Origin of the sequence: Streptomyces abikoensis (assembly GCF_014648775.1) — a bacterium.
GTDB classification, from domain to species: Bacteria; Actinomycetota; Actinomycetes; order Streptomycetales; family Streptomycetaceae; genus Streptomyces; species Streptomyces abikoensis.
In genome coordinates, this window is the sequence record NZ_BMRT01000004.1 from 410170 (window position 1) to 434520 (window position 24351).

18 protein-coding genes, 2 tRNA genes and 1 pseudogene are annotated in these 24351 nt (G+C 72.7%); 4 read left to right on the plus strand and 17 right to left on the minus strand.

Annotated elements, in window-relative coordinates; translation table 11 throughout:
• Positions 1 to 79: 79 nt before the first annotated feature.
• Both IE096_RS16155 and lepA read right to left on the minus strand, forming a co-directional pair.
• The gene (locus IE096_RS16155; RefSeq protein ID WP_189452237.1) at positions 80 to 1969 is read right to left on the minus strand and encodes an AMP-dependent synthetase/ligase; all 1890 of its coding nucleotides are present in this window, start codon (positions 1967 to 1969) and stop codon (positions 80 to 82) included.
• 225 nt (positions 1970 to 2194) lie between these two features.
• Positions 2195 to 4063: a translation elongation factor 4 gene (gene lepA / locus IE096_RS16160; RefSeq protein WP_189452238.1), complete on the minus strand. Its 1869-nt coding sequence runs from the start codon at positions 4061 to 4063 to the stop codon at positions 2195 to 2197.
• Positions 4064 to 4297: 234 nt separating this feature from the next.
• Here lepA and rpsT point away from each other — a divergent pair, with 234 nt between their 5' ends.
• Positions 4298 to 4564, plus strand: a complete 267-nt coding sequence (gene rpsT, locus IE096_RS16165) for a 30S ribosomal protein S20 (RefSeq protein ID WP_189452240.1) — start codon at positions 4298 to 4300, stop codon at positions 4562 to 4564.
• 229 nt (positions 4565 to 4793) lie between these two features.
• Here the strand turns inward: rpsT and holA are convergent, their stop codons facing one another.
• Positions 4794 to 5780: a DNA polymerase III subunit delta gene (gene holA, locus IE096_RS16170; RefSeq protein WP_189452242.1), complete on the minus strand. Its 987-nt coding sequence runs from the start codon at positions 5778 to 5780 to the stop codon at positions 4794 to 4796.
• Positions 5781 to 5852: 72 nt separating this feature from the next.
• Here holA and IE096_RS16175 point away from each other — a divergent pair, with 72 nt between their 5' ends.
• The gene (locus IE096_RS16175) at positions 5853 to 6131 is read left to right on the plus strand and encodes a hypothetical protein (protein WP_189452244.1); all 279 of its coding nucleotides are present in this window, start codon (positions 5853 to 5855) and stop codon (positions 6129 to 6131) included.
• A gap of 33 nt (positions 6132 to 6164) precedes the next feature.
• Here the strand turns inward: IE096_RS16175 and IE096_RS16180 are convergent, their stop codons facing one another.
• The 7 genes and pseudogenes from IE096_RS16180 to IE096_RS16210 form a co-directional block, all read right to left on the minus strand.
• Positions 6165 to 6998, minus strand: a complete 834-nt coding sequence (locus IE096_RS16180) for an arylamine N-acetyltransferase family protein (RefSeq protein ID WP_308430349.1) — start codon at positions 6996 to 6998, stop codon at positions 6165 to 6167.
• Positions 6999 to 7105: 107 nt separating this feature from the next.
• Positions 7106 to 9571, minus strand: a pseudogene (locus tag IE096_RS16185) (ComEC/Rec2 family competence protein); the annotation flags it as partial.
• Complete coding sequence (locus tag IE096_RS16190) at positions 9568 to 10458, minus strand: ComEA family DNA-binding protein (RefSeq protein ID WP_189452250.1); 891 nt, start codon at positions 10456 to 10458, stop codon at positions 9568 to 9570. The pseudogene IE096_RS16185 and the gene IE096_RS16190, both read right to left, overlap by 4 nt.
• A 100-nt stretch (positions 10459 to 10558) precedes the next feature.
• Positions 10559 to 11404 carry a DegV family protein gene (locus IE096_RS16195; RefSeq protein WP_126914096.1) on the minus strand — a complete coding sequence of 282 codons (846 nt, stop codon included), beginning with the start codon at positions 11402 to 11404 and terminating at the stop codon, positions 10559 to 10561.
• Between the two features lie 86 nt (positions 11405 to 11490).
• Entirely contained in the window at positions 11491 to 12186 is a 696-nt protein-coding gene (locus IE096_RS16200) for a hypothetical protein (protein ID WP_189452252.1), read from the minus strand.
• A 175-nt stretch (positions 12187 to 12361) separates the two neighbouring features.
• Entirely contained in the window at positions 12362 to 15211 is a 2850-nt protein-coding gene (leuS, locus tag IE096_RS16205; protein WP_189452254.1) for a leucine--tRNA ligase, read from the minus strand.
• A gap of 297 nt (positions 15212 to 15508) precedes the next feature.
• The gene (locus IE096_RS16210; RefSeq protein WP_189452822.1) at positions 15509 to 17437 is read right to left on the minus strand and encodes a S53 family peptidase; all 1929 of its coding nucleotides are present in this window, start codon (positions 17435 to 17437) and stop codon (positions 15509 to 15511) included.
• A gap of 315 nt (positions 17438 to 17752) precedes the next feature.
• Here IE096_RS16210 and IE096_RS16215 point away from each other — a divergent pair, with 315 nt between their 5' ends.
• Together IE096_RS16215 and IE096_RS16220 are read left to right on the plus strand one after the other, a co-directional pair.
• Entirely contained in the window at positions 17753 to 18457 is a 705-nt protein-coding gene (locus IE096_RS16215; protein ID WP_189452256.1) for a hypothetical protein, read from the plus strand.
• A complete protein-coding gene (locus IE096_RS16220) occupies positions 18454 to 19962 on the plus strand; it encodes an NADH-quinone oxidoreductase subunit NuoF family protein (protein WP_189452257.1) in 1509 nt (502 codons plus the stop codon). Before IE096_RS16215 ends, IE096_RS16220 begins: the two co-directional genes overlap by 4 nt.
• An 87-nt stretch (positions 19963 to 20049) precedes the next feature.
• Here IE096_RS16220 and IE096_RS16225 read toward each other — a convergent pair.
• The 7 genes from IE096_RS16225 to nadD all read right to left on the minus strand — a co-directional run bounded on the left by IE096_RS16225 (position 20050) and on the right by nadD (position 24305).
• Positions 20050 to 20122 (minus strand) — tRNA-Ala (locus IE096_RS16225).
• Between the two features lie 128 nt (positions 20123 to 20250).
• Positions 20251 to 20484, minus strand: a complete 234-nt coding sequence (locus IE096_RS16230) for a hypothetical protein (RefSeq protein WP_126914103.1) — start codon at positions 20482 to 20484, stop codon at positions 20251 to 20253.
• A gap of 123 nt (positions 20485 to 20607) precedes the next feature.
• Positions 20608 to 20680 (minus strand) — tRNA-Ala (locus IE096_RS16235).
• 103 nt (positions 20681 to 20783) lie between these two features.
• Complete coding sequence (locus tag IE096_RS16240; RefSeq protein WP_189452824.1) at positions 20784 to 21437, minus strand: histidine phosphatase family protein; 654 nt, start codon at positions 21435 to 21437, stop codon at positions 20784 to 20786.
• Complete coding sequence (gene rsfS / locus IE096_RS16245) at positions 21434 to 21874, minus strand: ribosome silencing factor (RefSeq protein WP_189452259.1); 441 nt, start codon at positions 21872 to 21874, stop codon at positions 21434 to 21436. Before rsfS ends, IE096_RS16240 begins: the two co-directional genes overlap by 4 nt.
• A 108-nt stretch (positions 21875 to 21982) precedes the next feature.
• Positions 21983 to 23647 (minus strand): LCP family protein, encoded by a 1665-nt coding sequence (locus IE096_RS16250; RefSeq protein WP_189452261.1) that lies wholly within the window; start codon positions 23645 to 23647, stop codon positions 21983 to 21985.
• Between the two features lie 46 nt (positions 23648 to 23693).
• Positions 23694 to 24305, minus strand: coding sequence for a nicotinate-nucleotide adenylyltransferase (gene nadD, locus IE096_RS16255; RefSeq protein WP_189452263.1), 612 nt, complete (start codon positions 24303 to 24305; stop codon positions 23694 to 23696).
• Positions 24306 to 24351 lie beyond the last annotated feature (46 nt).

Sequence of the window (24351 nt, forward strand, 5' to 3'; positions counted from 1 at the left end):
GCCGAGTTGAGTAAGTGACCGCTATGGGAGTACGCGGGCCGCACGGCCCCCGACCGGGCCTTCCCGCCGCTCCCACCTGTCAGTCTTCCTTGGAGCCCGCGTACATCTCCTCGATGAGGTCCTTGTACGTACGCTCGACGACCGGCCGCTTGAGCTTGAGGCTGGGGGTCAGCTCGCCGTGCTCGATGTCGAGGTCGCGGGGCAGCAGCCGGAACTTCTTGATCGTCTGCCAGCGCTGGAGCCCCTCGTTCAGCTCCCGCACATAGCCCCCGATGAGCGCCTGGGTCTCCTCGGCGGCGACCACGTCCGCGTACGAACGGTCCTCCATGCCCTGCTCCTTGGCCCAGGTCAGCAGGGCCGGGCCGTCGAGGGCGATGAGGGCGGTGCAGTAATTGCGGTCGGCGCCGTGCACCAGGATGTTGGAGACGTAGGGGCACACGGCCTTGAAGCGGCCCTCGATCTCGGCGGGGGCGATGTACTTGCCGCCCGATGTCTTGATCAGGTCCTTCTTCCGGTCGGTGATCCGCAGATAGCCGTCCGGGGAGAGCTCGCCGATGTCGCCGGTGTGGAACCAGCCGTCGGGCTCCAGCACCTCGCCGGTCTTCTCGGGCTGGCCGTGGTAGCCCTCCATGACGCCGGGGCTGCGCAGCAGGATCTCGCCGTCGTCGGCGATGCGCACCTCGGTGCCGGGCAGGGGCTTGCCGACGGTGCCGGTGCGGTAGGCCTCGCCGGGGTTGACGAGGTTGGCGGCGCTGGTCTCGGTGAGGCCGTAGCCCTCCAGGATGTGGATGCCGGCGCCGGCGAAGAAGTAGCCGATGTCGGGGGCGAGGGCGGAGGCGCCGGAGACGCAGGCGCGCAGCCGGCCGCCGAAGGCGTCGCGGATCTTGGCGTAGACGAGGGCGTCGGCGACGCGGTGCTTGGCGGCGAGCCCGAAGGGGACGGCCTTGCTGCCGGTGCGGCGGTAGTTGTCCTGGGAGACCTTGGCGTACTCGCGGGCGACCTCGGCGGCCCAGCGGAAGATCTTGTACTTGGCCGGGCCGCCCTCGCGGGCCTTGGCCGCGACCCCGTTGTAGACCTTCTCGAAGATCCGGGGGACGGCGGCCATATAGGTGGGGCGGACGATCGGCAGGTTCTCCACGATCTTGTCGACCCGGCCGTCCACGGCGGTGATGTGGCCGACGCTGATGTGCCCGGCGGTGAGCACCTTGCCGAAGACGTGGGCGAGCGGCAGCCACAGGTACTGCACGTCGTCGGGGCGGACGAGCTCGGTGGCCTGGATCGCGCGGGACATGTACGACCAGGCGTCGTGGCGCAGCCGTACGCCCTTGGGGCGGCCGGTGGTACCGGAGGTGTAGATGAGGGTGGCGAGCTGCTCGGGGCGCAGGGCGGCGATGCGGTCCTTGACGGCCCGGGGGTGGCGCTCCAGGTGGGCGGTGCCGCGCTTCTCCAGGTCGGCGAGGGAGAGCACCCAGCCCTCCGGGTCGCCCTCGGCGGGGACGGCGTCGGCCGCGTCGATGACGACGACGTGGGCGAGGTGCGGGAGTTCGGCGCGGCGCAGCCGGGCCTTGGCCAGCTGGGCGGCGTCCTCGGCGATCAGGATCCGGCAGTCGGCGTCCGAGAGCATGAAGGCGGTCTCGTCGGCGTTGGTGCTCGGGTAGACGGGGGTGGTGGCGGTGCCCGCGCACATGATGCCGAGGTCGGCGAGGATCCAGTCCACCCGGGTGGAGGAGGCGAGGGCGACGCGCTCCTGGGGGAGGACGCCGAGGTCGATCAGGCCGGCGGCGATGGCGAAGACCCGGTCGGCGGCCTGCCGCCAGGTGAGCGAGGCCCAGGTGTCGGGGCCCTCGCCGGAGGGGGACGGCACGGGGTGGCGGTAGGCCTCCGCGTCCGGTGTGGCCTCGACCCGTTCGAGGAAGAGCGTCGCCACGGAGGGCGGCCTGTTCTCGATCAGAGCCTGTGTCTCGGTCACGGCATCCTCCGGGGTCCGGCTTCGTCGCTGGACTGCTTTCGTTGGCTTTCACCCTGGTGACCCGCGAGTAACCTCCGCGAGCAGTGATCAGACTAGAGCGGAAGGGCCTCTCGCGTAAGAGTGCGAGGGGGCACGGTTTGGCCGAGGGGTTTCCACAAACGGCGACGTGCCCCGACCGGGGACCGGTCGGGGCACGTCGCGCGCTGCGCCGCGGGCGCGTGAGGGCTACTTCTTGCCCTTCTCGCCGCTCTCGTCGCTGGACAGCACCGCGATGAAGGCCTCCTGGGGGACCTCCACGCTGCCGACCATCTTCATGCGCTTCTTGCCTTCCTTCTGCTTCTCCAGCAGCTTCCGCTTACGGGAGATGTCACCGCCGTAGCACTTGGCGAGGACGTCCTTGCGGATGGCGCGCACGGTCTCACGGGCGATGACCCGCGAGCCGATGGCGGCCTGGATCGGCACCTCGAAGTTCTGCCGGGGGATGAGCTCGCGCAGCTTGGCGACGAGACGGACGCCGTACGCGTACGCCTTGTCCTTGTGGGTGATCGCGGAGAACGCGTCGACCTTGTCGCCGTGCAGCAGGATGTCGACCTTGACCAGCTCGGCGGTCTGCTCGCCGGTGGGCTCGTAGTCGAGGGAGGCGTAGCCGCGGGTCTTGGACTTCAGCTGGTCGAAGAAGTCGAAGACGATCTCCGCGAGGGGCAGGGTGTAGCGCAGCTCGACCCGGTCCTCGGAGAGGTAGTCCATGCCCAGCATCGTGCCGCGGCGGGACTGGCAGAGCTCCATGATCGCGCCGACGAACTCGGTGGGCGCCAGCACGGTCGCCTTGACGACCGGCTCGTGGACCTCGGCGATCTTGCCCTCGGGGAACTCGCTCGGGTTGGTGACGACGTGCTCTGCGCCGTCCTCCATCCGCACGTTGTAGACCACGTTGGGGGCGGTGGCGATCAGGTCGAGGCCGAACTCGCGCTCCAGCCGCTCGCGGACCACGTCCAGGTGGAGCAGGCCGAGGAAGCCGACGCGGAAGCCGAAGCCGAGGGCGGCCGAGGTCTCCGGCTCGTAGACGAGCGCGGCGTCGTTGAGCTGGAGCTTGTCGAGGGCCTCGCGCAGCTCCGGGTAGTCCGAGCCGTCCAGCGGGTACAGGCCCGAGAACACCATCGGCTTGGGGTCCTTGTAGCCGCCCAGCGCCTCGGTGGCGCCGTTCTGCTGGGAGGTGATCGTGTCACCGACCTTGGACTGCCGCACGTCCTTCACGCCGGTGATGATGTAGCCCACCTCGCCGACGCCGAGGCCGTCGGCGGGCGTCATCTCGGGCGAGGAGACGCCGATCTCCAGCAGCTCGTGGGTGGCGCCGGTCGACATCATCTTGATGCGCTCGCGCTTCTTGAGCTCGCCGTCGACGACCCTGACGTAGGTGACCACGCCGCGGTAGGAGTCGTAGACCGAGTCGAAGATCATGGCGCGGGCCGGGGCGTCCTTGACGCCGACCGGGGCCGGCACCTGGGCGACGACCTTGTTGAGCAGCTCGTCGACGCCGACACCGGTCTTCGCGGAGACCCGGAGCACGTCCTCGGGCTCGCAGCCGACCAGGTTGGCCAGCTCGGCGGCGAACTTCTCCGGCTGGGCGGCCGGCAGGTCGATCTTGTTGAGGACCGGGATGATCGTGAGGTCGTTCTCCATCGCCAGGTAGAGGTTGGCGAGGGTCTGGGCCTCGATGCCCTGGGCGGCGTCCACGAGGAGGATGCAGCCCTCGCACGCGGCCAGGGAGCGCGAGACCTCGTAGGTGAAGTCGACGTGACCCGGCGTGTCGATCATGTTCAGGATGTGGGTCGAGCCCTCACCCTCGCCCTCGGTGGGCGCCCACGGCAGCCGGACCGCCTGGGACTTGATCGTGATGCCGCGCTCGCGCTCGATGTCCATCCGGTCGAGGTACTGCGCGCGCATCTGCCGCTGGTCGACCACGCCGGTCAGCTGGAGCATCCGGTCGGCGAGCGTCGACTTGCCGTGGTCGATGTGCGCGATGATGCAGAAGTTACGGATCAGAGCCGGGTCGGTACGGCTCGGCTCGGGCACGTTGGTAGGGGTGGCGGGCACGCAGGATCCATTCGGTGACTTCGGCGCGGACGCGCCAGTCTCGGCGGGAGTCGGGTATACGACCCCACCATGGTCCCACGAGCGGCGGGTACGGTCCGGTTTGGGACGGCCGAGTGGCTGCTGGTAGCCTGGTGCACCGTGCCTGTCGTGCCCTCTACACGACGGGATCCCATGGCCACCGGCCGTGTGATCACGCACTCATCGAAATCCAACGAACCTGAAAAGGCTCTTTTCGTGGCGAACATCAAGTCCCAGATCAAGCGGAACAAGACCAACGAGAAGGCGCGCCTGCGCAACAAGGCCGTCAAGTCCTCGGTCAAGACCGCCGTCCGCGCGGCCCGCGAGGCCCTCCTCGCCGGTGACGCCGAGAAGGCCGCCGCCCTCGTCGCCTTCGCCGGCAAGAAGCTCGACAAGGCCGCCAGCAAGGGTGTCCTGCACAAGAACGCCGCCGCCAACAAGAAGTCGGCGCTGGCCAAGCAGGTTGCCGGCCTCAAGGGCTGAAGAAGCCTTTCCGGGGCGTGAGCCCCGGAGCCTCGCCGGTACGGACAGAAGCGGCCCCTCTACCGCTCCGTTCCCGGCACCCCGCCGCGCTCGGTCGTTCGCCACGCGGGCGCGGCATGAGCCCTTTGGGCTCGTCTGAACGTTCCGGAGGCCCCGGCCGCCCTTTCCCCAAGGGCAGCCGGGGCCTCCGGCGTTTCCGGGGCTCCGCCGCCCCGGCGGGCCGATCGGTCTACGCGCGGGCGCGGGCGGCTCGGGCCACTGCCACGACCGCCTTCTCCAGGGCGTACTCGGGGTCGTCGCCGCCGCCCTTGACGCCGGCGTCGGCCTCGGCGATCGCGGTGAGGGCGGCCGCCACCCCCTCCGCGGACCAGCCGCGCATCTGCTGGCGCACCCGGTCGATCTTCCACGGCGGCATGCCCAGCTCACGGGCGAGATCCCCCGGGCGGGCGCCACGCGGCGCGGAGGCCAGCTTGCCGATCGAGCGGACGCCCTGGGCCAGGGCGCTGGTGATCAGCACGGGGGCGACGCCCGTGGACATGGCCCAGCGCAGGGCCTCCAGGGCCTCGGCCGCCCGGCCCTCCACGGCACGGTCGGCGACGGTGAAGCTGGACGCCTCCGCGCGGCCCGTGTAGTAGCGGGCGACGACGGACTCGTCGATGACGCCCTCGATGTCCGCGACGAGCTGCGCGCAGGCGCTCGCCAGCTCGCGCAGATCGCTGCCGATGGCGTCGACCAGGGCCTGGCACGCCTCCGGCGTCGCGGAACGGCCGGTCGCACGGAACTCGCCGCGCACGAACGCGAGCCGGTCCGCCGGCTTCGTCATCTTCGGGCAGGCCACCTCACGGGCCCCCGCCTTGCGGGCCGCGTCGAGCAGCCCCTTGCCCTTGGCGCCGCCCGCGTGGAGCAGCACCAGGGTGATCTCCTCGGCGGGCGCGCCGAGGTAGCCCTTCACGTCCTTGATCGTGTCCGCGGAGAGGTCCTGCGCATTGCGGACGATCACGACTTTGCGCTCGGCGAACAGCGACGGGCTGGTCAGCTCGGCCAGCGTGCCGGGCTGGAGCGCGTCGGGGGTGAGATCGCGGACGTCGGTGTCCGCGTCGGCCGCGCGGGCGGCCTTCACCACCTCCTGAACGGCGCGGTCGAGAAGGAGATCCTCCTGGCCCACGGCGATCGTCACGGGGGCGAGCAGGTCGTCGGTTGCAGTCTTCCTGGCCATCGTGACCAGCATCCCATGCGCCAGTGACAGACCCCGCCGAAAGCCGCCGGAGGCATACCGCACAATAAGCGGGTGACCAGCGCTTCTCCCTTCTCTTCCCAGTCTTCCGACCCCGTACGGCACCTGCTGGTGCTGCCCGACCGCGACGCCGCCGAGGAGGCGGCCGAGGAAGCGGGCCGACGGTTCATTCTCGACGACGACCCCCAGGTGGTCCGCGAGGCGCTCGCCGGCGAGGACGACGCCGAGGACGCCCAGTGGCTCGTCGTCATCGACGACCCCGACGGCGAGCTCGACCGCGCCGCGCTGCGCGAACTCGCCGAGGAGTACGACGGCTGGACCGAGGTCGAGTAGACCCGGACCCTCGTGGGCCACGGCCGGGGCGGGTCAGCTCCCCTGGCCCGCGCCGCGCACCTCGGGGACCCGCTCCAGCTCCAGGCCGAAGTGCTCCCGGTAGGCGGCCGCCACCTCCCCTTCCGCCAGCGCCCGCTCCACGCGCCCGCCGGCGTCCGTCGTCACGAGCGTGCGGCCGCTGATGGTGACCCGGCCGCCGTCCTCGGTGAGCCGGGAGCAGAGCACCGACTGCCCGAACGGCGAGAGCGGCGAGGTCCGGTGCCACCAGTTGCCGGCCTCGAAGTCGGCCAGCGCCCGGGGGCGCCGCTCCAGGCGGTACTGCACCGCACCGTCCTTGCTGACGTCCAGGTCCCCCTCCTCCGTCTCGGAGATCCGGAACACCCCTCCGACGTCCAGTTGGTCGCCGCGTTCGGTGAAGCTCAGCGGATGGTGACTGTTCCGGCCGAAGCCGACGTCCACCAGCCACTCCTCCCCCTGCCCGCCTTCGGCCCTGACCAGCAGGGCCAGGTGGTCGAAGGGGATCCCGAACCTCCCGTCCGGCCCCATCACCCGTGCCGCCAGCAGCGTCACCCGATAGCCCAGCGCCGTCAGCAACTCCGCGAACGCTCCGTTGAGCTCGTAGCAGTAGCCTCCCCTCCGCCGGCGCACGACCTTGTCCACCAAGGCCCCGCCCTCCAGCACGATCTCCTCACCGAGGTGGATCGAGAGGTTCTCGAAGGGCACCGCCACCAGATGGCGGAACTGCAGGTCCCGCAGCGCCTCCAGGGTGGGGGCGGCCGGGCAGGTGGCGTCGATGTGACGGAGATAGGCGTCGATGTCCGCTGCGTGCATGACTCCGTTATCCCCCGCGCGGGGAGAGCGCCGCATCGGTCCACAGACCTAGATCGTCTCGGTCTTTCCGCCGGGCGGCCTCGTCTCCTTCTCGCCCTTCGCGTCCGCGTCCGCCTTGCCGTGACGGCCACCGGGCCGCCGGTCCCGTCCGTCCCGCCCGTGACGGCCACCGGTCCGTCGGTGTCGGTGCGCAGGACCGCCGCCCCCTGCTCCCGCAGCGCGCCGATCGTCCGGGCCGCCGGATGGCCGTAGGGGTTGCCGGCTCCCACGGATATCACCGCCAGCCGGGGGTGGAGCCCACGCGTCAGCCGGGCGTCCTGGTAGGCGGAACCGTGGTGGGCGACCTTGAGGACGTCCACCTGTGGGAGGCCGGGGTGCGTCTCCGACAGCTCCTGCTGGGCGGGTGGTTCGAGGTCCCCGAGCAGCAGGAGGGTGAGCCCGCCCGTGCGGACGAGGAGGACGACGCTGGCGTCGTTGGGCCCCTCCTCCGCCACGGCGGACGTCCCGGCGGGCGGCGGCCACAGCACCTCCCACGCCAGCCCGCCCACGCTCCGCCGCTCCCCCGGCGCCGCCTCCACGACCGGCACACCCGCCCGACGGGCCTCCCGCCGGACGAACGCCGCCTGGCCCTCCGGCAGCGCGTACGGGGTCGTCTCGATCGCCCCCACCGCGCGGCCGCGCAGCACCCCCGGCAGGCCGTCGACGTGATCGGCGTGGAAGTGGCTCAACAGCAGCATCGGCACCTCGTCGACGCCCAGCCGCCGCAGACAGCGATCGACGGCTCTCGGCTCGGGCCCGGCGTCGACGAGCACCGCGCTGTGCGGGCGTCCGGTGGCGAGCACGAGCGCGTCCCCCTGGCCGACGTCGCACGCCACCATCCGCCAGTCCGGCGGCGGCCATCCGGTGAGGCCCCTCGTCAGGGGTGCCGGGCGGACCACGGCCAGCAGCAGGACCAGCGCACACGCCCCGCAGACCCACGGGCCGCGCAGCACCCGCCCCGCGACCAGGACGAGGACCACCGTCGCCGCCGCCAGCCACAGCCCGCCGGCCCAGCCGCCGGGCCAGTCCAGCTCGGCCCCGGGCAGCCCCGCCCCGGTCCGGGCGACGGTCGCCGTCCACCGCGCCGGCCAGCCCGCCAGCCAGGCGAGCCCCTCGGCGAGCGGCGGCACGAGCGGGGCGGCGGCGAGCGCGGCGAACCCGAGGATCGTGGCGGGCGCGACCGCCGGCTCGGCGAGCAGATTGCACGGCACCGCCACCAGGCTCACCCGCGCCGCCAGCACCACGATCACCGGCGCACACACGGCCTGCGCCGCGCCCGCCGCCGCGAGGGCCTCCGCGATCCGGGGCGGCACCCCACGCCGCCGCAGGCCCGCCGCCCAGCGCGGGGCGAGGGTCAGCAGGGCGCCGGTGGCCAGGACCGAGAGCAGAAACCCGTAGCCCCGCGCCAGCCACGGGTCGTAGAGGACGAGCAGGAGTACCGCCCCCGCCAACGCGGGCAGCAGGCCGCGGCGACGCCCCGTCCCGATGGCCAGCAGAGTGATCAGCCCGCACACGGCCGCCCGCAGCACGCTCGGCTCGGGACGGCACACCACCACGAAACCGAGCGCCAGCCCACCGCCCAGCACCGCCGTCAGCCGCAGCGGGATCCCCAGCCGGGCCGCCAGCCCACGGCGCTCGGCACGCGAGGCGAGATGCGGCGGCCCGATGAGCACGGCCAGCAGCACCGCCAGGTTTCCCCCGGACACGGCGAGCAGATGCGTCAGATCCGTGGCACGGAAGGCCTCTTCGAGGTCGGAGGGGACGCGCGAGGTGTCCCCGACGACCAGGCCGGGCAGCAGCGCCCGGGCATCCGGCGCCAGCCCGTCGGCCGCCTCCCGCAGGCCGGCGCGCAGCCGCCCCGCCACCCGCTGCACCACGGACGGCCCCGCGACGATCCGCGGCGGGCCACTGTCACCGACCCGGACGACGGCCGCGACGCGGTCACCCGACCGGGAGGGCGGCATGAGCCGGCCTTCCACCCTGAGTTCGGTGGAGGGCAGCAGCCCGAGCCACGACTGATGGGCCATCAGCAGCACCGGCGTGCGGACCGCTGTCGTCACCCCGCGTGCGGTGGTCACCCGGGTCGCCTCGGCCTCCATCACGACGGCGGGCGCGGCCCGGACCGAGCCCCGCACCCGTGGCCGGGTCAGCCTCGGGTCCCCGGTCAACGTCACCTCGACGGTCGCCTCGGCATGCCGCCGTGCCAGCTCCGGCACCGGCCCCCGCCGGGCGTCGGCCCCCGCCAACCCGCCGACGGCCGCCCCGGCGGCGGCACACAGCACCACAGCCGCCACCGCGCCGACGATCCCGGCCCCGCCCGCTCCCCCGCCACCGCCCTCAGCACGGCCCCCGGCGCCCCGGCGCGCAGCCGCCACCAGCAGCAACGCGCAGGACACGAGCATCGCCGCCCCGCAGGCGACGGCCACCGCGCGGCCCTCCGCCGTCAGGGCGACCGCGGCGGCGGCCCACGCCGCGAGCGCGGGCCCGACCAGCCGCAGGTCGGCCGGGGCGGCCTCCCCGCCCCCTCCCGCCGGAAGGGCGCCCGTACCGGTGGCAGCGACCCGCGTCATGGCTGGACCAGCGGCTTGAGGTCGGTGAAGCGGCGGGCGCCGATGCCGTTGACATGGCGGAGGTCGGAGACCGAGCGGAAGCCCCCGTGCTGGGTGCGGTAGTCGAGGATGTGCTGGGCGAGGACCGGGCCCACGCCCGGGAGGGCGTCGAGCTGTTCGAGCGTCGCGGAGTTGAGGCTGACCGGCCCGGCTCCGGCGGGCCCCGCGCCGCCGCCCGAGGCCGATGCCGGGCCTACCGGCCCCGGCCCTCCCAGCACCGGACCTCCCTGCGCCGAACCTCCAGGGGCGGGGCCGGCGCCCACCACGATCAGCTCCCCGTCCATCAGCACGCGCGCCCGGTTGAGCCCCGCCGTGTCCACTCCCGGCCGCGCTCCCCCGGCGGCCTCCAGCGCGTCCTCGACCCGTGAACCCGGCGGCAGGCGCTGAACCCCGGGGCGCCGCACCTTGCCCGCCACGTCCACCACCAGGCTCCGGGCCGACGGGACCGGGCCGGAGCCGGGCACCGACGGACCAGGGCCGGGCGCCGGCGGGACGGCCGCCACCGGCGGCGACGCCGCGAGCGGTCCCTCGCGCGCCGGCACCCGGACCGTCCGTGGGCGCCCCGCCCAGAAGTGGTACGCGCCCAGGGCGACCGCCGCGACCAGCACGGCCGTCAGCGCCGCGAGCGTCCTCGGCGCGATGCCGCACCGCACCCGCACCCACAACGGCAGCCGGTCTCCCAGCGCGGCCGTCACCCCCCGCAGGCGCAGCCGCCCTCGCGGGCGCGCGGCATCGGCAGCGGCGTCGGTACCGGCCCCTGAACCGGCCGCCGCGCGGTCGCGCAGCGAGCCGAGGCCCAGGTCGAGGGCGGTGACGGCACGTGTCGGAGAAGGCGCGAATGAAGTCATGCCGTCACGCTAGGTGACGCCGCCCGATCCTGTCCGGAAGCCTCAATTCCTGTGGACTACCGGCGGGTTGTGGAAAAGTCCGTCACCCACAAGAGGACTCTCACCTCGCCGAGACCACCACGCCCAGCAGCCCCGGCCCCGTGTGCGCCCCGATGACCGCGCCGACCTCGCTCACATGGAGCTCCGCCAGCCCCGGCACCCGTTCCCGCAGCCGCTCCGCGAGCAGCTCGGCCCGTTCCGGGGCGGCCAGGTGATGCACCGCGACGTCGACCGGCGCGGCACCCGCGCGCTCGACGACGATCTCCTCCAGCCTGGCGATCGCCTTCGACGCCGTACGGACCTTCTCCCTCAGCTCGATACGGCCCCCGTCCAGCTGGAGCAGCGGTTTGACGGCGAGCGCCGAGCCGAGCAGCGCCTGGGCGGCGCCGATGCGCCCACCGCGGCGCAGATAGTCGAGGGTGTCGACGTAGAAGTAGGCGGCCGTGCCCTGCGCGCGCTTCTCCGCCGCGGCCACCGCCTCGTCGAGCGTGCCGCCCGCCTCGGCGGTGTCGGCGGCGGCGAGGGCGCAGAAGCCGAGGGCCATCGCGACCATGCCGGTGTCGACGACCCGTACCGGCACCGGCGCCTCCTTCGCCGCGAGGACCGCGGCGTCGTAGGTGCCCGAGAACTCGGAGGAGAGGTGGAGGGAGACGATGCCGTCGGCACCGGCCTCGGCGGCGGCGCGGTAGGCGGCCGCGAAGACCTCGGGGGCGGGGCGCGAGGTGGTCACCGGCCGGCGTTTCTGAAGGGCCTGGGCGACCGACCGGGCCGAGATCTCGGTGCCCTCCTCCAGCGCCTCGTCGCCCAGGACCACTGTCAGCGGGACGGCGACGATGTCGTGCCGCTCCATCGCCCGAGCGGGCAGGTAGGCCGTGGAATCAGTGATGATCGCGACATGGCGGGACATGCCCCGGAGGTTACCCGCCGGCCCGCCGCCACGGCAGTGCGGGCCCCGGACCGCTTGATCGTTTCCGCTGGTCAGGGCCCCTTCGCTCAGGCGGGGCTTTCCGGACGCTTGACCTTCTCCCATGTGTACCCCCACTGCCGGGAGGCATCCCTGCCGCTTATCGCGGGCCGCTCGGCCTTGGCCTCGGCGCCCGTCTTCTCCGCATCCTTCGCCCCCGCCCCCGCGTCGTCCGCGTCGTCCGCCTCCCAGTGGCGGAGCGCGCCCGTCTCCATGCGGATCTGCTCGCTCAGCAGCGACAGTTCGTCGCCCGCGAACTGCCGGGCCCGGTCCTGGGCGGCGAAGCGCAGGGAGTCGGCGGAGTGCGTGATCTGCTTGGTGCGCTCCCGGAGGTCGGGCAGGCAGGCGGCGACACGCTCCCGGTCGGGCTCGGTCTCCAGCTTGCGCAGGTCTTCGTCGAGCTCGCGGCCGTGTGCGCTGAGGCGGTCGAAGAGGGCGAGGGACTCGGTCAGGGAGGCGTCGCCCTTCTGGCCCTCCCGCAGCACTTCCTGGGTGGCGCGCATCGACGTCCGCAGCGAGAGGCGCAGCTCGGCGACCTCGCCCGCCGGGCCGGCCTGGGTGAACTGCCGGGCCTTGAGCCGGGTGTCCTCGACCGTGCGACGGGCCTGGGTGACCGCCTGGTCGACGCCGCGCTTGACGGTCCGGACCGCCTTGACCGTGGCGATGACCGCCAGCGCCACGACGAGCGCACAGATCAAGCCGATGATCACGGCCGCGGCTACCATACGCGCTCCTCAGTAAGCGGGACACGAGCGGGACACTCGGCGAGCCCCCGGGAGGACCCGTCGGCGGGACGGCCCCCGCCACCTCTCCACCGTAAACGCAACGGGCAGGCCGCGGGTTCCTTCGGAACCCCCAACCTGCCCGTAGGGACAAACCCCTAGCGCCCGCCCCGAGGCATTACGCCGGGACGATGTTCACCAGCTTCGGCGCCCGCACGATGACCTTGCGGATGCCCGCGCCGCCCAGCGCGGCGACGACCGCCGGGTCGGCCAGCGCGACCTTCTCCAGCTCCTCGTCGGAGATCGACGGGGCGACCTCCAGACGGGCCTTGACCTTGCCCTTGATCTGGACGACGCAGGTCACGGCCTCGTCGACCAGGTAGGCCGGGTCGGCGGCGGGGAAGTCCGCGTGGACGACCGAGCCCTCGTGGCCGAGCTTGCGCCACAGCTCCTCGGCGATGTGCGGGGCGAGCGGCGCGATCAGCAGCACCAGGCCCTCGGCGACCACGCGCGGCACCTCGGGCAGCTTGGTGACGAGGTTGTTCAGCTCGGTCACCTTGGCGATGGCGGTGTTGAAGCGCAGGTTCGCCATGTCCTGGCCGACGCCGTCGATCGCCTTGTGGAGGGCACGCAGCGTCGCCTCGTCGGGCGCGGCGTCGACGACCGTGACCTCGCCGGTGTTCTCGTCGACGACGTTGCGCCACAGGCGCTGGAGCAGCCGGTACTGGCCGACGACGGCGCGGGTGTCCCACGGGCGGGAGACGTCCAGCGGGCCCATCGCCATCTCGTACAGGCGCAGGGTGTCGGCGCCGTACTCGACGCAGATCTCGTCCGGGGTGACGGCGTTCTTCAGGGACTTGCCCATCTTGCCGAGCAGCCGGCTGACCTTGCCGCCCTCGTAGTAGAACGCGCCGCCCCGCTCCTCCACCTCGGCGGCGGGCACCGCGATGCCGCGCGCGTCGCGGTAGACGTACGCCTGGATCATGCCCTGGTTGTAGAGCTTGTGGAACGGCTCGGCCGAGGAGATGTGGCCCAGGTCGAAGAGGACCTTCGACCAGAAGCGGGCGTACAGCAGGTGCAGCACGGCGTGCTCGGCACCGCCGACGTACAGGTCGACGCCGCCCAGCGGCTGGCCCTCGCGCGGGCCCATCCAGTAGCGCTCGGCGTCGGCGGAGACCAGCTGCTCGTCGTTGCGCGGGTCCAGGTAGCGCAGCTCGTACCAGCAGGAACCGGCCCAGTTGGGCATGGTGTTGGTCTCGCGGCGGTACGTCTTCGGCCCGTCGCCCAGGTCCAGCTCGACGTTGACCCAGTCCTGGTTGCGGGAGAGCGGGGTCTCCGGGGAGGTGTCCGCGTCGTCCGCGTCGAAGGTGCGCGGGGTGTAGTCGTCGACCTCGGGCAGCTCCAGGGGGAGCATCGACTCGGGCAGCGCGTGGGCGATGCCGTTCTCGTCGTAGACGATCGGGAAGGGCTCGCCCCAGTAGCGCTGGCGGCTGAAGAGCCAGTCGCGCAGCCGGAAGTTGACGGTGCCCTCGCCGATGCCGCGCGCCTCCAGGTGGGCGATCACGGTGCGCTTGGCCTCGTCGATCTGCATGCCGTTGAGGTCGAGCTCGGCGTTGGCCGAGTTGATGGCCGGGCCCTGGCCGTTGTAGGCCTCGCCCTCCCAGCCCTCGGGCGGCTGGACGGTGCGGACGATCGGCAGCTCGAAGACGCTGGCGAACTCCCAGTCGCGCTCGTCCTGGCCGGGCACGGCCATGATCGCGCCGGTTCCGTAGCCCATCAGCACGTAGTCGGCGACGAAGACGGGGACGCGCTCGCCGGTGACCGGGTTGAGGGCGTACGCGCCGGTGAAGACGCCGGTCTTGTCCTTGCCCTCGGTCTGCCGCTCGACGTCGGTCTTGGACTGCGCCTGCTTGCGGTAGGCGGCGACGGCCTCGGCCGGGGTGCCCGCGCCGGCGGTCCAGACGTCCTTGGTGCCTTCGGGCCACTCGGCGGGCACGATCTCGTCGATCAGGTCGTGCTCGGGGGCCAGCACCATGTAGGTGGCGCCGAAGAGGGTGTCGGGGCGGGTGGTGAAGACGGTGATCTTCCGGGCCTCGTGGCCGGCGACCTGGAAGTCGACGCGCGCGCCCTCGCTGCGGCCGATCCAGTTGCGCTGCTGGAGCTTGATGGCCTCGGGCCAGTCCAGGGCGTCCAGGTCGTCGATCAGGCGGTCCGCGTAGGCGGTGATCCGCATGTTCCACTGGCGCAGCTTGGACTTGAAGACGGGGAAGTTGCCGCGCTCGGAGCGGCCGTCGGCGGTGACCTCCTCGTTGGCCAGCACGGTGCCCAGGCCGGGGCACCAGTTGACGGGCGCGTCGGAGGCGTAGGCCAGGCGGTAGGCGCCCAGCAGCTCGTCGCGCTCGACGGCGTTCAGCTCGCTCCAGGCGCGGCCGCCGGGGACCTCACGCCGGCCGCTCTCGAACTCGGCGACGAGCTCGGCGATCGGGCGGGCCTTCTTCGCCTCCGGGTCGTACCAGGAGTTGAAGATCTGGAGGAAGATCCACTGGGTCCACTTGTAGTACTCCGGCTCGATCGTCGCGAACGAGCGGCGCTTGTCGTGGCCCAGGCCCAGCCGGCGCAGCTGGGCCTTCATGTTCTCGATGTTCGCCTCGGTGGAGACCCGGGGGTGGGTGCCGGTCTGCACGGCGTACTGCTCGGCGGGCAGGCCGAAGGCGTCGAAGCCGAGGGTGTGGAGGACGTTGTGGCCCGTCATGCGGTGGTAGCGCGCGTAGACGTCCGTGGCGATGTAGCCCAGGGGGTGGCCGACGTGGAGGCCCGCGCCCGAGGGGTAAGGGAACATGTCCATGATGAACTTCTTGGGGCGGGCGACGACGGCCTCGTCACCGGCCAGCTCACCGCTGGGGTTGGGCGCGGCGTACGTGCCGTTCGCGTCCCAGAAGTCCTGCCAGCGCGCCTCGATGTCAGCGGCCAGCGCGGCCGTGTAGCGGTGCGGGGCGGCCACCTCGGCGGCGGTGGGGGTCTCGCTCATCGTCCTCAAAGCTCCATCGATCGTCGTCTGTCGCCTGTCCGCTCGCGGTCCGGAGCCATAGGGCCCGGGGCCGCAAATGAAAAAACCCCTCGCACAGGAGGGGATGCCGCGCCGATGCCGGTCCGGACCGCCGAAGGGTCGGCGGCCACCTGCCGGTGCTTGATCAGCGCGGCTCGCTAAGCAGAAGGCGTACGGCACGCATGGGGTCAGGTTACCCCAGCGGGCCCGGGGCCCGCACCGAAGCACGGTGCGGGCCCCGGGTGGCTCGGCAGGGGCCGAGCGGGGGTCGGACGGGGGTCAGCGGCGCTGACCGGGCACGTACGAGGTCACGTAGCCGTCGGCGGGGGTGCCGACGCCGGTGACGTTGTCGTAGCCGACGGTCGCGGAGAGTGAGCTGTCGGCGCCCAGGGTGCGCAGCGAGGTGAGCAGGCCGCCCTTGGCGTCGACGCCGTTGGCGTAGTCGACGCGGACGTCGGCGATGCTGCGGCCCTGGCCGAGCGGGTGGTCGGTGACGTCGTGGTAGGCGCCGGTGCCGTAGCGGTCGTAGATGGCCGGGTTGGCGAAGCCGATCGGGACGCCGTGCCGGGCCTGCTGGGCCAGCGCCTGGACGCCCGCGATCACGGGTGCGGCCAGCGAGGTGCCGCCGATGCGGTACTCGTCGTACTTCACCGAGCCGTCGGGGAAGGTCTGCGTCTGGCCGACGAGGAAGCCGGTGGTGGAGTCGGCGACGGCCGCGATGTCGGGGCCGACGCGCATCGGCTTGTCGGTGCCGTTCGACTTCGCCAGCGTGTCGGGGACGACGCCGCGCTGATAGAAGGGCTGCTCGAAGACCTTGCTGGTGCCGCCGCCGGCGCCGCCGGTGAAGGCGCCGGGCATGCCCTCCCAGGTCAGGCCGTCCTTGGACAGCGCGGCCTTGTGGGTGCCCCAGCCGGTCTCCCACAGGTACTTGTCGCCCTTGCCGACGGCCAGGGAGGTGCCGCCCACGGAGGTGACCCACGGGGAGTTGGCGGGCGTGTCGACCTGCTTCACACCGTGCTTGGCGACGTTGTCGCCGTCGTCGCCGGAGGAGAAGTAGAAGCCGATGCCCTCGACGGCGCCCTTCTGGAAGACCTGGTCGTAGGCGGCGGCCACGTCCGGGGACTCGTTCGCCTCGACGTCGCCCCAGGAGTTGGAGACGATGTCGGCCAGCCGGTTGTCGACGATCTTGTGCAGGGAGTCGATCAGGTCGTCGTCCTGGCAGGAGGAGCCGGCGACGTAGACGATGTTCGCGTCGGGGGCGACGGCGTGCACGGCCTCGACGTCGAGGGTCTCCTCGCCGTACCAGCCGGCCGCGTCGCACTCCTTGGGGTCGGCGTGCGTCCAGGTGGCGGGCAGCACCTGGGAGTACTGGCCCTTGCGGTAGGGCTTGTCGCCGTTGCGCTTGGCGTACTGCTGGATGTCGGCGGCGATCGTCGGGGAGGCGTAGGCGTCGGTGATGGCGACCGTCACGCCCTTGCCGGTGAAGTTCTTCGCCCCGTAGACGGCGCGCAGCTGCTTTCCGGTGTAGCCCTTGATGGCGTACGGGGCGTGGTCGCCGTACGCGGAGGGGAGGCCGGTGTTGACGTTCGAGCCGTAGTACGTGGAGAACGGCCCGGCGTTGCGGAAGCCGGCGCTCGGGCCGGGCAGCGTGTCGCGGTGGTGGGTCAGTCGCGGGGCGTTGTTCAGGCCCACGACGGTCAGGACGGCGCCGTCGAGGGCGGCCGGGACGGAGGCGTTCCGCGCCGGGGCGTGGTAGGTCTTCCCGTCCTTGACGTAGTTGTGGAGCTCGGTGCCGAACGCCTTCTGGGCGGCGGCCGCGTCACCGGTCACGGTGACGTAGTGGTCGTTGACGCCGGTCACCGTCAGGCCGGAGGACTTCAGCCAGCCGGTGACCCGGGCTATCTGGCCCTGGGTCGCGCCGAAACGTTCCTTCGACTGCTGGGCCGTCAAGTACTTGCCGTACGAGGCGGACTTCGGGTCCGAGACGGCACGCGCGTACGCGGCCAGGCCCTTGGCGTCACGGCCGGCGAGGTAGACCCGGGCGGTGACGGCCTTCTGCTCCGGGACGGCCCCCTGGTCGGCACTGGGCGTCGCCCACAGCGGCTTGGTGCCCGCCAGCGACTGGCGGTCGTGCGGGCCGGAGTCGGCGTGGGCCGCGGGCACGCCGAGCGCGAGCGCTCCGGCGACCAGCGGCAGGGCCGCCGTCAGGGACAGGACGGCGCGCGTTCTGGAACGGTGGCTTGGACGGCGTGAAGTCAAGGAAAACCCCCTGCGATGCGAACGGTCGGCCACACTCTGACCGATAAACCGTTCACTCAGGGGACATGTGTTCACCAAGAAGTGATCAAGGGAGAACCACGGGCACGCAATCAAATCGCCTGCGAGGGTGGTTTGTTGGGAAAGCGGCGGCTTACGGATCGAACTTGCGCCGAACGAACAGACGTTAGCAGCGGGGGGCGGTGGCGCACCGGGGTTGCGCGAAGCGGGCCGCGCGGGCCGGTTCGCTGCCTAGCCTGCCGGGGCATGGACCTCCACCGCTTCCTCGACCAGGCCGGCGGCGTGCTCGCCCTGGTCTCGCTGACCGCGACCGTCGTCTGGGGGCTCGTCGCCGCCGACCGCCTGGCCCTCGGCCCGCGTGGCCGGCTGCTCGCCCAGGCCGTGCACCGGGCCCTCGCCGTCGGCGCGCTCGGCTTCCTCCTCGTGCACGTGGGCGTCAAGGTCGCCGAGGCGCACGCCTCCACGACCGGCGCCCTGATCCCCTTCGCCTCCGGTGTCGGCGGGCGCGCCGGGCTCATCGGGCTCGGCTCGCTCGCGGGCTATCTGCTGGTGCTCGCGGCCGCGACCGGCGCCCTGCGCAGCGTCTTCGCCGGGCGGGGGCGCGCGGCGGCGCGGCGCTGGCGGGTGCTCCACGCGAGCGCGTACGGGGCGTGGTGCGCGGGGTTGCTGCACGGGTTGCACGCGGGGCGGGAGGCGGCGGGGTGGGTGACGGGGTGTTATGTGGGGTGTTTGGTGGGGGTGGCGATGGCCCTCGCGGTTCGGCGTTTCGGGGTGGGCGTGGTGCGGTTGCTTGTACGGCGCCGGTCGGTGGGGGCTCATGCGGCGGGGAGGGTGCCCCAGTCCCGCCCTTTCTCCGTTTCCCAGGGGCTCCGCCCCCGGACCCCCGCTCCTCAAGCGCCGGAGGCGCTGGAATTGCCCGCACTTGAGGACATCGCGCGGCGGTCCGCGTGAGCGGGCCTCTCCCCGAGCTCCCCCACGTCCTCGTTCTCGGGCTGCCGCGGCTGACCGCCGGGTTCGACGACGCGGCCCGGCTGGACCGGCGCGCCCATCTCGCCGTGCACGGCTCGATCCCGCGCCTCACCGAGGACGAGCTGACGCGGCTGGCCGAGGCCGTCGCGTTGCGCGGCCGGGGTGGGGCCGGGTTTCCGTTCGCGCGGAAGGTGCGGGCGGTGGGCGGGGCCGCGCGGCGGCGTGGGACGCCGCCCGTGGTGGTCGTCAACGGGTGCGAGGGCGAGCCCGCGTGCCGCAAGGACGCGGTGCTGCTGCGGCGCGCCCCGCACCTCGTGCTGGACGGCGCGCTGCTCGCCGCCGAGGCGCTCGGCGCCCGGACGCTCGTGATCGGGGTGACCCGTACGGGCACGGAGGCGTCCGTAAGGGAGGCACTCGGCGAGCGCGGTCTGTCCGACCGGCGCGGGCGGGCCGTGCGCGCCCGGGTCGTACGCCTCCCCGAGCGCATGGTCTCCGGAGAGTCCTCCGCGCTGCTGCGCGCCGCGAGCGGTGGCCCCGCGCTCCCGCCGGGCCGGCGCGGCCACGCCACGACGGCCGGGCTGGGCGGCCTGCCGACGCTGCTGTCCAACACCGAGACGTACGCCCAACTCGCCCTCGCCGCCCGGCTCGGCACCCCCCGCTACGCCTCGACCGGCACCCCGGACGAGCCGGGCACCGTCCTGCTCACCGTCTCCGGCGCGGTGCCGTTCCCGCGCGTGGTCGAGGCCCCCGGCGGGGTGGCGCTGTCGTACGTCCTCGCCCAGTGCGGTGGCGAGGCCGTCCCGCAGGGCGTGCTGGTCGGCGGCTATCACGGCGGCTGGCTGGACGCGGCCGCCGCTGCCGGGACGGCCCTCTCCAGGGGCGCCCTCGCCGCTCACGGCGCGACCCTGGGCGCCGGGGCGGTGCTGCCGCTGTCCGGCGCCACCTGTCCGCTGGGCGAGGCGGTACGGGTGGCGCACTGGCTGGCGGCCGAGTCGGCGGGACAGTGCGGCCCGTGCCGGCTGGGCCTGCCGACGCTGGCCGGGGCCCTGGCGGACGTGGTGACCGGGGGCGGGCGCGGCGCCCTGGAGGCCGTACGGGAGGCGGCGGGGGCCGTCCGGGGGCGGGGGGCGTGCGGGCACCCGGACGGGGCGGCGCGCTTCGCGCTGAGCGCGCTGGCGGCCTTCACCGACGATCTGGCCGCGCACGTCCTGGGCGGCGGCTGCGGGCGCCCCACGGCCGGGCTGCTGCCGCTGCCCGGCGACGGGAACACGGAACCGGGGAACGCGGCCGGAAAGCGGCTCGCGGTGGACTGGACGCTGTGCGAGGGGCACGGCCTGTGCGCGGGGCTGCTGCCCGAGCTCGTACGGATGGGCCCGGACGGTTTTCCGGCGCTCGCCGACGCCGGAGTGCCCGGGCATTTGCGGGGGCGCGCACAGCGGGCCGTACGCCGCTGCCCCGCGCTGGCGCTTCGCCTCGACGACCCCTGAGCACGACCTCTGAGCACGACCCCTGAGAACGGGGCGGGGCACAAACGCCGAGAGGGCCGTCCTCATGGACGACCCTCTCAACCACTGTGGAGCTAAGGAGAATTGAACTCCTGACCTCCTGCATGCCATGCAGGCGCTCTACCAACTGAGCTATAGCCCCTTGTTTTGTTTTCCGCCCGGGTTTTCCTCGCGGTCTCCCTGGCGACACGGATTACATTACACGGACCTCCCCCCCATCTGCCAAATCGGTTCATCGGGCGTCCCGCAACGCCCCGGTATGACCGATTTTCACGCGGTGACGAAGGAGTAGAACCGCTTGAGGGCGCAGTGCTCGTCGAGCAGTCGTCCGTAGATCGGCTCGCCCTCGAGCTCCCGGTAGGTCTCGATGGGGTCGCCTTTTATGATCAGCGCCCGCGCGCACTCCACGCACCAGTACTGGTATGCGGAGTTGAGCGGCTCCATGTCGCGGACGATCGGCGTGCCGCTGCCGCACCAGTCACACTTCCGGCTGTGAGCACCCATGACCGCGCTCCTCCCCTCCCCCTCGGCCCCGCTCGCTCCCGGGTGTCCGATTCTGCCACGGGACCGCGCCGGAACAGCAACAATCCCGCCTCCCCGGGAGGGGAGACGGGATCGTCGTCACTGTGGAGCTAAGGAGAATTGAACTCCTGACCTCCTGCATGCCATGCAGGCGCTCTACCAACTGAGCTATAGCCCCGCTGTTCTCGGTTTCCCCGGAGGTTTTCCCCCGCGTTCCCCGCGAACAAGAAGAACTTTAGCCTGTGACCTGCCCAGATGTGAAATCGAGCCCCACGCGCCGCTCAGTCGTCGTCACCGAGCACCGGTTCGGGCAGCGTCCCGGCGTTGTGCTCCAGCAGCCGCCAGCCGCGCGCGCCCTCGCCCAGCACGGACCAGCAGCAGTTGGAGAGGCCGCCCAGCGCCTCCCACGAGCGGGCCTCCAGGCCCAGCAGCCGGCCGATGGTGGTGCGGATCGTGCCGCCGTGGCTGACCACGACGAGCGTGCCGCCGTCGGGGAGCTTCTCGGCGTGCGACAGCACGACCGGCGCCGCCCGGTCGGCGACCTCGGTCTCCAGCTCGCCGCCGCCGCGCCGCACGGGCTCGCCGCGCTTCCACGCCGCGTACTGCTCGCCGTAGCGCTCGGCGATCTCCTCGTGGGTCAGCCCCTGCCAGGCGCCCGCGTAGGTCTCCCGCAGCTCGGCGTGGTGGGTGACCGTGAGGCCCGTGACGGCGGCCAGCTCGGCCGCCGTGGCCCTGGCGCGGCCCAGGTCGGAGGCGACGATCGCGTCGGGCCGCAGCGCGGCCAGCAGCCGGGCGGACCGGCGCGCCTGGGCGACACCGGTGCCGGTCAGCTCGATGTCCGTGGTGCCCTGGAAACGGCGCTCCACGTTCCAAGCGGTCTGGCCGTGCCGCCACAGCACGAGCCGGCGGCCCCGGCCGCCCGGGCGGCCGTTCAGCTCAGGTCTCCGTCCAGGTCGCCGTCGGCGGCCTGCTCCCGGGCGTGCTCCTCGGCCTTGCCGCGGGTGGCGACGGCGTCGGCGGGCAGCTCGATCTCCGGGCAGTCCTTCCACAGCCGCTCCAGGGCGTAGAAGACGCGCTCCTCGCTGTGCTGCACGTGCACGACGATGTCGACGTAGTCCAGGAGCACCCAGCGGGCGTCGCGGTCGCCCTCGCGGCGCACCGGCTTGGCGCCGAGCTCCTTGAGCAGCCGCTCCTCGATCTCGTCGACGATCGACTTGACCTGGCGGTCGTTGGGGGCCGAGGCCAGCAGGAAGGCGTCGGTGATCGACAGTACGTCGCTGACGTCGTAGGCGATGACATCGTGCGCGAGCTTGTCGGCGGCAGCCTGGGCGGCGGCCTGGATGAGCTCGATGGAGCGGTCCGTGGCGGTCACAAGCCATGCTTTCGTAAAGAGGGTCAGTACGTCTCAAGGGTCTCACGACCCGCCGACGGCCCTCCCGGCCTTTTCCGCCACGCCCTCCGTGCCCGGGCTCCCGCCCCCTCAGCCCTTGTAGTCCTTGCCCAGGACCACGGCGACGTCCGCGTTGCCCGCCTCCGTGCCCTTGCGCACGGCCTTCTCCGGCAGGCCCAGCGTCCTGGCGACCTCCTTGGCCTCGGCCGCCCGGGCATCGTCCGCGTAGGTCACCGAGGAGGCCGCCTCCGCCGTGCCCGGGGCACCGCCGTCGACGTAGGTGTAGCCGCCGTTGACCAGCGCGACCTGCGCCGTTCCGGACGCGGCGGCGGATCCTGTGGCGTTCTTCACGCTCACCCGGGGCGGCGCGCCCTTGGCCGTGGCGCGCACCGTGCCGCCGAGGACGTCCTTGACCATGGCGTCGGCCGGCTGCCCGCCGAGCGCCCCGTCCGCCTTCACGGGCAGGACGGAGGTGGCGTACGCCCCCTCCTTGGCCTTCTCCGCGAGGTGGGCCAGGGAGGCGCCGAGCTGCTGGACGGAGAGCGAGGGGTCGGGGATCTGGGCCAGGGAGTCGACGGTCGTGGTGGCCGCCCGCGGGTCGGTGGACATCTTCCGCAGCACCGCCTGCATGACCTGGCCGAACCGGGCCAGCTGCCGCCCCTGGTCCTCTCCGGTGGCCCGGTACGTGGCGTAGCCGACCGCGGCCCGGCCGCCGAGGGTCCTGCCCTTGCCCTGCTCGACCAGCGGGCCGTCGCCCTGCTTGGCGCCGGGCACGGTCGCGTCCGTGTCGACCGTGATGCCGCCGACGAGCTCGACCAGGTTCTCCAGGTAGGGGGTGTCCAGCCGCCAGCTGCCCTTGATGTCCGCGCCGAGCAGGGTGTTCAGGGCGTCCCTGGTCGCCCCCGTGCCGGCGTCCTGGACGGCCTTGCCGAGCGTCGTGGCGGTGCCGCCCTCCTTGGTGGTGAGCCCCAGCGAGTTCGGCAGCAGCAGGGTGGTGGCCTTCTTGCTGGTCTCGTTGTCGACCAGCAGGGCGGTGGAGCTGTCGCCGCCCTGGGTCTGCCGCAGGTGCACGACGATCACGTCCCGCTTCTGCGCTCCCGCCGCGGCCGCCGTGCTCTTCTTCTCCTCTCCTCCGGAGAGGAGGAACCAGCCGATGCCGCCGCCCAGCGCGAGGACGAGCACCACGGCGAGGGCGACGACGCGGTTGCGGCCCTTGCGCTTGCGCTCGTCGCGGCGCTCCGTGCGGCTCTCGCTGAACTTGAGCCAGTCGATGACGTCCTCGGAGCCCTCGTCCGGCTCCTCGATGAAGGAGAACTGCTCGGTCCGGTAGGCGTCCGCCTCCGGCGCGGAGCCGGGCGCGGGATCGGGTGCGGAGCCGGGCGCGGAGTCGGCCGCGGGCCGGGGCTCCGGGATGCGGCCGTCCGCCGTCCCCTCGTGTTCCCCCTGGCCGACGGGCTCCCCCTGGCCGACGGGGCCCGTCTGCCGGGGGATCCACTCCTGCTGGGCCTGCTGCGCCTGCTGGGTCTGCGTCGCGTAGGAGTCGTACGCCGTTTGCGAGTGCTGGGGCTGCGCGGTGTACGGGTCGTAGCCGTGCGTCTGTTGCTGGATCGGCTGGCCGTAGGCGTCGTACACGCGCTCCGGGGCGTCCGGCCGGTACACGGGTTGGCCATAGGCGTCGTAGCCGTACACCTGCGCCTGTGCGTACGGGTCGTGCGCGTATGGGTCGTGCGCGTACGGGTCCTGTCGGTCGTTCACCAGTGCCCCTCGGTGGCCGGCGGGCCGGAGCCGGCCGTCGTGCGGTTCAGCCGTCGTGACGGTACAGCTTGCGCTTGTCGATGTAGCGCACCACACCGTCGGGCACGAGGTACCAGACGGGCTCGCCCTGCGCCACACGGGCGCGGCAGTCGGAGGAGGAGATGGCGAGGGCGGGGACCTCCACGAAGGAGACCCGGTCCTCGGGCAGCCCCGGGTTGGCCAGTATGTGGCCCGGCCGGGTGACGCCGATGAAGTGGGCCAGCGAGAAGAGCTCCTCGGTGTCCCGCCAGGTGAGGATCTGCGCGAGGGCGTCGGCGCCGGTGATGAAGAACAGGTCCGCGTTCTCGTTGAGGTCCCGCAGCTCACGGAGGGTGTCCGTGGTGTAGGTGGGGCCACCGCGGTCGATGTCGATCCGGCTGACCGAGAACTGCGGGTTGGACGCGGTGGCGATCACCGTCATCAGATAGCGGTCCTCGGCGGGGGACACCGCACGGTGGCTCTTCTGCCACGGCTGCCCGGTCGGCACGAAGACCACCTCGTCCAGGTGGAACTGCGCGGCCACTTCGCTCGCGGCGACCAGGTGACCGTGGTGGATGGGATCGAACGTCCCGCCCATCACTCCGAGCCGCCGCTTCCCGGGCTCTGTCTGCTCTCCCATGCGTGCAGACCCTACTGGGCGCGTTTCCACGCCGGTTCGCCAGGGA

Bases quoted from the DNA above. Each gene is read 5' to 3' on its own strand.
- IE096_RS16215 (WP_189452256.1), top strand. From the start codon at position 17,753: ATGGACCTCCACCGCTTCCTCGACCAGGCCGGCGGCGTGCTCGCCCTG.
- leuS (WP_189452254.1), bottom strand. From the start codon at position 15,211: ATGAGCGAGACCCCCACCGCCGCCGAGGTGGCCGCCCCGCACCGCTAC.
- IE096_RS16200 (WP_189452252.1), bottom strand. From the start codon at position 12,186: ATGGTAGCCGCGGCCGTGATCATCGGCTTGATCTGTGCGCTCGTCGTG.
- IE096_RS16195 (WP_126914096.1), bottom strand. From the start codon at position 11,404: ATGTCCCGCCATGTCGCGATCATCACTGATTCCACGGCCTACCTGCCC.
- IE096_RS16230 (WP_126914103.1), bottom strand. From the start codon at position 20,484: ATGGGTGCTCACAGCCGGAAGTGTGACTGGTGCGGCAGCGGCACGCCG.
- IE096_RS16190 (WP_189452250.1), bottom strand. From the start codon at position 10,458: ATGACTTCATTCGCGCCTTCTCCGACACGTGCCGTCACCGCCCTCGAC.
- IE096_RS16180 (WP_308430349.1), bottom strand. From the start codon at position 6,998: ATGCGGCGCTCTCCCCGCGCGGGGGATAACGGAGTCATGCACGCAGCG.
- holA (WP_189452242.1), bottom strand. From the start codon at position 5,780: ATGGCCAGGAAGACTGCAACCGACGACCTGCTCGCCCCCGTGACGATC.
- nadD (WP_189452263.1), bottom strand. From the start codon at position 24,305: ATGGGAGAGCAGACAGAGCCCGGGAAGCGGCGGCTCGGAGTGATGGGC.